The following is a 7,868-nucleotide window of genomic DNA, read 5'->3' on the forward strand; positions in this document are numbered from 1 at the left end:
CACCCACCCCCTTCTCAGAGAAGCCCAGAACCCACCTGTGGAGCCCGGGACACGCCTCGATCCGAAGAGCGGGGAATCAATCCATTGGTGCATGCGACTCTTTTCGATCTCTACTGACTACGCCAAGCAGCGCGATTCCTTTGGCAGTCTTAATACCATTCTGGGGGTTCAAATGAGGCGGGTCTGCACCGGAATTAGAACCAGGACAGTATCTTATCCGGTAGGGGTGGCTCGATCGATGCCAAGGCCTGACGGCTTAGAGACATCGGGAGAGCGCGCATATTCCGGCACGCCACCTCCACATCGATGCAAGTCGGCGATGAGTGAGCGCCTAAAGCCATCGCGGTCCCCATGACCTCCCCCCAAGGGTATCAATTTCTGCGCGGCCCGAGGTGAACCGCCCGCAGGCGAGAGCGGCGTTAAGGTCGAGGTGGGGCGTTAAAGGGTGCGGGTGGGGTCCAGAGCGTCCCGGAGGCCGTCACCGACGTAGTTTACGGACAGGACCGTGAGGCAGATCATTAGCCCGGGGAAGAGGGCCATGTGGGGGGCGAGTTCCAGGTAGTTCTGGGCGTCGTAGAGGAGACGCCCCCAGGTGGGGACGTCCGGCGGAAATCCGAGCCCCAGGAACGACAGCGTCGACTCCGCGATGATCGCCGAACCGACGGACAGGGTCGCGGAGACGATCACGGGGCTGAGGACGTTCGGCAGGATGTGGCGAAAGATCTGCCCCCCCGGCCCGACGCCGATGCATCGGGCGGCCTCCACAAACTCCCGCTCCTTGATCGACAGGAACCCCGCCCGGATCAGGCGGGCGGTGTGCATCCAGTTCAGCCCGCCGATCACGCCGACGATCAACCAGAAGATCCCGAGCTGGGGCCCAAGGCGCCTGGCCAGCGAGTCACGGAAGAGGTAGATGACCAGCAGGAGCAGCGGCAGCTGCGGCAGCGAGATGAACACGTCGGTGATGCGCATCAGGATCATGTCCGTCGTGCGCCCGAAGAATCCCGAGATCGCCCCCACCATGGTGCCGAGCGTCACCGACATCAGCATCGCGGCGATCCCCACGGCGATCGAAATCCGGCCGCCGTAGAGCACCCGGGCGAGCATATCCTGCCCCAGATCATTGGTCCCGAACGGGTGGACCCCCGACGGCGGCGCCATCGAGGCCCGGAAGTCGATCGTGTTGATCCCGACGTGGTAAATCACCGGACCGACCAGCGTCGCCGCGGTGAAGAAGAGAAACGCCCCCGCCCCGACCATGGCCAGCCGATGGCGCCGGAACCGGCGCCATGCGTCCCCCCACAACGACCGGGTGTACCGGCGGCCGGCGACAACCGGGCTGGCCGGACCCCGTATCGCGGCGGCGCCGTCCGGCAACACCGGCAGGTCGGGGAGGGATTCCGGCCGGGTGCTAGCCATACTTGATCCGGGGATCGAGCAGGCCGTAGACGACGTCGGCGACGAGGTTGAAGATGACCACGAGGATGGCGTAGAGGAATGTGATCGCCATCACGACCGGGGTGTCGCTGTTCTGGATCGACGCGATCAGCAGCGACCCGATCCCTGGCACCCGGAAGATCTGCTCGGTCACCACCGCTCCCGTGAACACCGCCGGCAGCCCCAGGGCCAAGAGCGTCACCACCGGGATCAGCCCGTTGCGCAGGACGTGCCGCACGATCACCCCGCGCTCGCGAAGCCCCTTCGCCCGGGCGGTGCGCACGTAGTCCTGCCGGACGTTGTCCAGCATCGATGACCGTACAAAGCGCATCAGCCCCGCCGCCTGGAATAGTGCCAGGACCGCCACCGGCATGATCGCCTGCTTGATCATCCCCACCGGGCCGGTGACCTGTACGTTGTAGATGAACGGCAGCCAGTGCAGCCGGACGCTGAAGATGATGATCAGCAGGACTCCGGTGAAGAACGTCGGCAGCGAGAACCCGATGAACGCGCCGGTCGTCGCGACCTGGTCGAAAAGCGAGTACTGCTTCACCGCCGACAACACCCCGATCGGGATCGCGATCAGGATCGCAGCGAGGTACGCGGCGCCGATCACCCACAGGTCGGTGGGCAGCCGCTGGAGGATCAAGCGGCTCGCCTCGACGTGGCTGGCAAACGAGTACCCCCAGTTGCCTCGGAGAAACGCGGTCGCCCACTTCGCGTACCGGATCGGAATCGGCTCATCCAGCCCCATCTGGTGCAGGATGTTGAGCCGGACCTCCGGCGGGATGTCCGGGTTGGCCGCGAACTGCCCCAACGGGTCCCCGGGGGCGAGCGCGAGGATCCCAAACACCACCATGCTGATCAGGATCAGCGTGGGGATTGACGTCACGAGCCGGCGGCTAATGTAGGCGGTCATCGTGGCGACCTCGCAGGCCCCCGCGAGTGGGTGCCTTAGCCGACGCGCCTCCAGTCGGCGATGTTCCACGTCTGGCTGTCGAACGGGGTCATGTTCGGGCCGACGTCCAGCGTCTTCGCCCGCGCCGAGACGTCTTTGCGGTCGATGATCGGCAGCGAAACGCCCTGCCCCACCACCAGGTCGTTCATCTTGATCCACAACTCGTCGTTCTTCTTAGGGTCGAGCTCGACGAGGCCCTTCTCGTAGAGCTGATTGTAGTCTTTGTTGACCCAGCGGCAGATGTTTTGCCCCGACCAGTTGTTCTCTTTCTGGGGGATGTCCTTCGCCGGATCCCCGCTGTAGAACCGCGCCATGTACGTGGCGGGGAACGGGGATCCGAACGTGGCCGTGTGCATCTCCGTGTCGGTGTAGAAGTGAGACAGGGTGTCGTTGTTGCCGGGCATGCTGCCGAAGTACACCGCCGCGTCCACCGCCTTCAGGGTCACCCGGATGCCGAGCTTCTCCCACCCTGCCTTGACGACCTCCTGCTCCTTCTGCCGGAGGCTGTTGACGCTCGTGGCGTAGGTCAGCTCGAGCTTGACCCCGTTCTTCTGCCGGACGCCGTCGGACCCGCGCTGCCATCCCGCCTCGTCCAGCAACTGGTTGGCCTTGGCGAGGTCGAAGATCACCTTGGTGTCCTTCGAGTTGACCCGCGTGGGGGTCGTCAGCACGTTCGCGGTCGACTCCCCCGTCTGGCCGTAGAGCTGCTTGGCGATCGTCTCGCGGTCGATCCCCAGGCTCATCGCCTGCCGAACCTTCGCATCCGTCAGGAAGGGGTGCGGCCCCCGAAGCGAGGAGCGCTGCCCGTCAACCTCCTTCGTGGGATCGCTCTGGTTGCAGTAGATCTGCTCGACGCCGCCGCCGCCGACCGCGAGGATGGCCCCTTTGGCCCCCTGCGCCATCTGCTGGAGCACCGGCCACTCCACTTGGAGGTTCCAGGCGTAGTCGTACTCCCCGGTCTCCAGCACGGCGCGGGCGGCCGAGACCGCGTCGCCGCCGCCCTTGATCTGCACCTGGTCGAACACGGGCTTGGCGGGATCCCGGTAGTATTCGTTGATCGAGTAGACGACAAGATCCCCAGGCCGGAAGGTCTCCACCTTGTAGGGCCCGGTGCCAAACGACTTCGTGTTGAACGGGGCGTTGCGCGAGTTGCTGCCGATGTAGGCGTCCAGCGCGTGCTGGGGCAGAATTTGGCCGTTCGACCCCACAAACGGCAGGTACCACGCCGGCGTGGGGTGCTTGAAGGTGATCTTGACCGTGTAGGGATCGAGCGGTTCGACCCTCTCCACGTCCTGATAATAGGCGTAGCTGATCGCGCCCGTCTCCTTGTGGTTGACGAACTGGAAGGTGAACACGACGTCATCCGCCGTGAACGGCCGGCCGTCGGCCCAGCGGACGCCGCGCTTGAGCGTGTAGGTCACGGTCTTCCCGTCGGCGGAGAGCCCGCCGTTGGCCCGGGTCGGCACGCTGGCGGCCAACACCGGCCGGAACACCCCGGCCTCGTCCACGGTCAGGAGCGGCTCGGTGCAGACGTGGGAGGCATGGGCGTCCTTCACCCCCACGGCGAGGTGCGCGTTCAGGATCGTCGGGGCCTGCCAGTACAAGAGTTTCAGGAGTCCGCTTCCTCCCCGCTTGGCCGGCGCGGCGGCGCGGGCGGGCCGAAGCCCCGCCGCCGAAAGCGCCGAGGCGATGGCGGTCGACCCGAGTCCGGCCGCCGCCAGGCGGGAGATCACCTCGCGTCTGGAGAGCCGACCGCTTCCCCCCCTCGCCAGGATCCCGCGCGCCTCACGCGTCGCCATCGCCGGCCCCCCTATCCCCTGCCGCCCGCCCTATGCCTTGCGCACCCAGTCGGCGATGTTCCGAGTTTCACTGTCGAACGGGCTCATGTTCGCCCCCACCTCCAATGTCGTGGAGCGGGCGGAGACGAACTTCCGATCGATGAGCGGGAGCGACACGCCTTGCGCGACCACGATGTCGTTCATCTTGATCCAGAGGGCGTCGTTCTTCTTCGGGTCCAGCTCGGACTGGGCGGTATCAAAGAGCTGGTTGTACTCCTTGTCCACCCAGCGGCAGATGTCGAGGCCGGCCCAGTTGTTCTCCTTCTGCGCAATGTCCTTCGCCGGTTCGCCGCTGTAGAACCGGGCCATATACTGGTTGGGGAACGGGGAAGTGAAGGTGGAGGTGAACATCTCCACGTCCCGGTAGAAGTGGGCGTAGGTATCGTTGTTCCCCGGCGAGCTGCTGAAGAACACCCCCGCGTCCACCGACTGCAGGGTGGTGACGACGCCGAGCTTGCCCCACCCCGCCTTGACGATCTCCTGCTCCTTCTGCCGCAGCGTGTTGACGCTGGTGACGTAGGTCATCTGCATCTTCACGCCGCCCTTTTGCCGGGTGCCGTCGCCCCCGCGCTGCCATCCCGCCTCGTCGAGCATCTGGTTGGCCTTGGCGATGTCGTACACCATCTTTGTATTCTTCGAGCTCAGCGAAGCGGGGGTGGTGAGGATGTTGGCGGTTCCATCCCCCTCCTCCCCGTAGAGCTGCTTGGCGATCGTGTCCCGGTCCAGGGCGAGGCCCAGCGCCTGCCGCACCTTCACATCGGCGAGGAATGGGTGCGGAGCCTTCGCCGAGGAGCGCTGGCCGTCGACCTCTTTGGTGGGATCGGACGTGTTGCAGTAGATCTGCTCGACCCCCGAGCCCCGTTCGGTGAACACCACACCCTTCCCGCCCTTGGTCATGGCCTCCAGCACCGGCCACTCCACCTGCAAGTTCCAGGCGTAGTCGTACTCGCCCGTCTCCAGCACCGCGCGCGCCGCCGACACCGCATCCCCGCCGCCCTTGATCTGCACCTGCGAAAACGCGGGTTTGTTGGGGTCGCGATAGTTCTCGTTGATCGAGTAGACCACCAGATCGCCCGGCCGGAAGGTGTCCACCTTGTAGGGCCCGGTCCCGAAGGACTTCAGGTTGAACGGGGCGTTGCGGGCGTTGTTGCCGACGTACGCGTCGAGGGCGTGGCGGGGAATGATCATCCCCTGCTCACCCACAAACGGCACGAACCAGGCCGGGGTCGCCGTCTTGAACGTGATCTTGACCGTGGCGGGATTGAGCGCCTCCACCTTCGCGACGTTGACGTAGGTCCCGTAGGTGGTCGCCGCGGTTTCCTTGTTCGACACGAACTGGTAGGTGAACACCACATCGTCCGCGGTGAACGGGCGGCCGTCCGCCCACTTCACCCCCGGCTTCAGTTTGTAGGTAACCGACTTCCCGTCGGCCGCCACACCGCCGTTGGCGCGGGACGGCACCTCGGCCGCCAGCACCGGGGTGAAGGCGCCGGCGGCGTTCACGGTCAAGAGCGGCTCCATGCAGACGCGGGAGGCGTGAAAGTCTTTGGTCCCCTGCGCCAGGTGAGGGTTGACGATCGTCGGCGCCTGCCAGTAGAGCAGCTTGATCACGCCGCTGTCCCCCCGCTTGCCCGCCGCCCGAGCGGGCTGGAGCCCGGCAGCGGCCAGCGTAGAGGCGATCGCGCTCGACCCGAGCCCGAGCATGGCCAAGCGGACGATCACCTCGCGGCGGGAAAGGCGCCCCGTCGCCCCCAGCGTCATGACGTGATGAATCTCATCCTTTCGCATCCCGCACCCTCCCCATGGTCCGGTGTGATGATAACGGCGCATCGAAGTGGCGCAGACCGGCCAGAAACAGGACCCCCTTTCGTCATATCCGCGGGAACTCCCTCCGCGGGGAGGCCGCGGTCTCCTCCCTATGATATTCCTACGGGTGCGGAGCGACCGGCGTTCACCCCGACGGGGACGAGGCGGGCTCCCCCGGGTCGGGCGCGGGATACGGCACGACGCTCTCCTGTTCGTTGGGATCGGTGCGGGCCAACACGGCGGTGCAGACCTCGGTCTCGCTGGGATTGTACGGGAGATGGGGCATGTTCGCCGGAATGTACAGCAGTTGGCCGGCCCGCACCGTCAGATGCTGCCGCAGGCCCTCGCCGAACCACATCGCCGCCTCGCCGGAGAGCACGTAGATGGCGGTCTCGTGACGTTCGTGCGCATGCGGTTTGGCCCGAGCGCGCGGCGGGATGGTGACGAGATGCATGCAGAGCCCGGAGGAACCCACGCTCTCGGCCGAGATCCCGGCGAAGTAGTCGAGATCTTGCTTCCCGTGAAAGGTCGCATCCGGAGAAATGACGGTGCACGTCGCCCGCGGAGCCGGCATGGGGGCCACCCCCTCTCCCCGGGTGAGTACGCCGCGGGGGCTGCCCCGACCTCCGGGTCTCTACCCCCCCTCGAAGAGCCGCTCGCCCCGGTGCAGGCGGGATGCGATCTGATAGGTCTGCCCTTGGGCGCGGACGGTCGGAGCGTGCGCGGCCAGGTAGCGGGCGGCGGCGATCAGCGGGGTGGCCCCGTGGGGGGTGTCCCGCAGCCGGGCGGAGAGGCGGACCGCAGCCTCGATCGTCTGGATCGTGTGGAAGTCCCTGTCCTCGCGCAACAACAGGGCACCGAGGACCGCCTGCAGCGCGTCGGGGCTCCCCCCGCTGTGGAGATACCGGGCGACCATCCCCCCGGCCTCCGCGACCTGCTGCTGGCGATCGAGCGCCTTCGGGAGCTCGCGGAGGATAGCCGCCGGGTCCTCGCGGGTTTCGGGATCGGGCAGATGGGCCGGCGGAACGTTCAAGAAGCGATCGAGGTAGACGCTGATCGCGGCATCGAAGACCCCCCGCATCAGCTCCGGCGACGCCGCACGGCGCACCCCTTGATGCACCGCGTTGGCGAAGGTGAACGTGTGCAGCGCCGTATCCCAATCGCCAAATTCGTTGCTGGTGTGAAACTGCGCGATGCGCGTCGCGGCCGCGGCGGACACGGTTGCGGCCAACGCCTCCTCCGGCGCCCCCTCGCGCAGCGCGTCGAGCAGCGCGTCGACGATCGCCTGGGGATCTGTCCCCAGCAGCACCGGCAGCAGAGCGTCTGTGCCCGTCCAGCGGCCGCCCCGCCCTTCTCGCCCCGCCGCGATCGCGGCGGGAACCTCCTCGAACGCTTCCTGCAGGATCCGGATCAGGTCCACCGGATGGCGCCAGGCGTTGTCCTCCTCCATCCGATCCGCCGTGGCGTAGCCTCGGATCAGGCTCGCCAGCACCGGCTCCGCATGCGCCCACCCCGCTTCGTCCAGCGCCTCAAACGCCTTATTCGTGAAGTCGAGGACGTGGCCGATCTGAATGAAACGATGGTCCGTCGCCGCCGCAAAGAGCATGTCCGCCATCCGTTGATGGTCGCATCCGGCGCGAACCGCGGAGACCACGCACCGCTCCGCTCCCTCCGCATCGCGCACCTCCACGAACTGGCGGAGCCAGCGCTTGAGCGCGGCCGGCTCGAGGGTCGAGCCCGGCAGCGGCCGCAGGTCGAACCGGGGCGGGGCACCGTCGCAGTCGCGCGCCACCGCCGATAGGCCGTGGCACAGGGCGCGCGCGCGGTCG

General features: G+C 66.8%; 6 protein-coding genes. All 6 read right to left on the reverse strand.

Annotation, left to right across the window (positions count from 1 at the left end; genetic code table 11):
* Window positions 1-438: 438 nt before the first annotated feature.
* Complete coding sequence (locus tag VKV57_13690) at window positions 439-1,419, reverse strand: ABC transporter permease (protein ID HLW60954.1); 981 nt, start codon at window positions 1,417-1,419, stop codon at window positions 439-441.
* Window positions 1,412-2,356 carry an ABC transporter permease gene (locus tag VKV57_13695; protein HLW60955.1) on the reverse strand — a complete coding sequence of 315 codons (945 nt, stop codon included), beginning with the start codon at window positions 2,354-2,356 and terminating at the stop codon, window positions 1,412-1,414. Before VKV57_13695 ends, VKV57_13690 begins: the two co-directional genes overlap by 8 nt.
* A gap of 35 nt (window positions 2,357-2,391) precedes the next feature.
* Window positions 2,392-4,194, reverse strand: coding sequence for a peptide ABC transporter substrate-binding protein (locus VKV57_13700; GenBank protein HLW60956.1), 1,803 nt, complete (start codon window positions 4,192-4,194; stop codon window positions 2,392-2,394).
* A gap of 30 nt (window positions 4,195-4,224) precedes the next feature.
* Window positions 4,225-6,021 (reverse strand): peptide ABC transporter substrate-binding protein, encoded by a 1,797-nt coding sequence (locus VKV57_13705; protein ID HLW60957.1) that lies wholly within the window; start codon window positions 6,019-6,021, stop codon window positions 4,225-4,227.
* A 163-nt stretch (window positions 6,022-6,184) separates the two neighbouring features.
* Window positions 6,185-6,613, reverse strand: coding sequence for a cupin domain-containing protein (locus VKV57_13710; protein HLW60958.1), 429 nt, complete (start codon window positions 6,611-6,613; stop codon window positions 6,185-6,187).
* 60 nt (window positions 6,614-6,673) lie between these two features.
* Window positions 6,674-7,868: Rieske (2Fe-2S) protein (locus VKV57_13715; protein HLW60959.1), on the reverse strand; the 1,195-nt coding region annotated here is incomplete at its 5' end.

This window comes from bacterium, assembly GCA_035307765.1.
Classification (GTDB): Bacteria; Sysuimicrobiota; Sysuimicrobiia; order Sysuimicrobiales; family Segetimicrobiaceae; genus Segetimicrobium.

What these genes read in the sequence shown, in the direction of transcription:
- VKV57_13690 (HLW60954.1), bottom strand. Translation starts at nt 1,419, where the DNA reads ATGGCTAGCACCCGGCCGGAATCCCTCCCCGACCTGCCGGTGTTGCCG.
- VKV57_13695 (HLW60955.1), bottom strand. Translation starts at nt 2,356, where the DNA reads ATGACCGCCTACATTAGCCGCCGGCTCGTGACGTCAATCCCCACGCTG.
- VKV57_13700 (HLW60956.1), bottom strand. Translation starts at nt 4,194, where the DNA reads ATGGCGACGCGTGAGGCGCGCGGGATCCTGGCGAGGGGGGGAAGCGGT.
- VKV57_13705 (HLW60957.1), bottom strand. Translation starts at nt 6,021, where the DNA reads ATGCGAAAGGATGAGATTCATCACGTCATGACGCTGGGGGCGACGGGG.
- VKV57_13710 (HLW60958.1), bottom strand. Translation starts at nt 6,613, where the DNA reads ATGCCGGCTCCGCGGGCGACGTGCACCGTCATTTCTCCGGATGCGACC.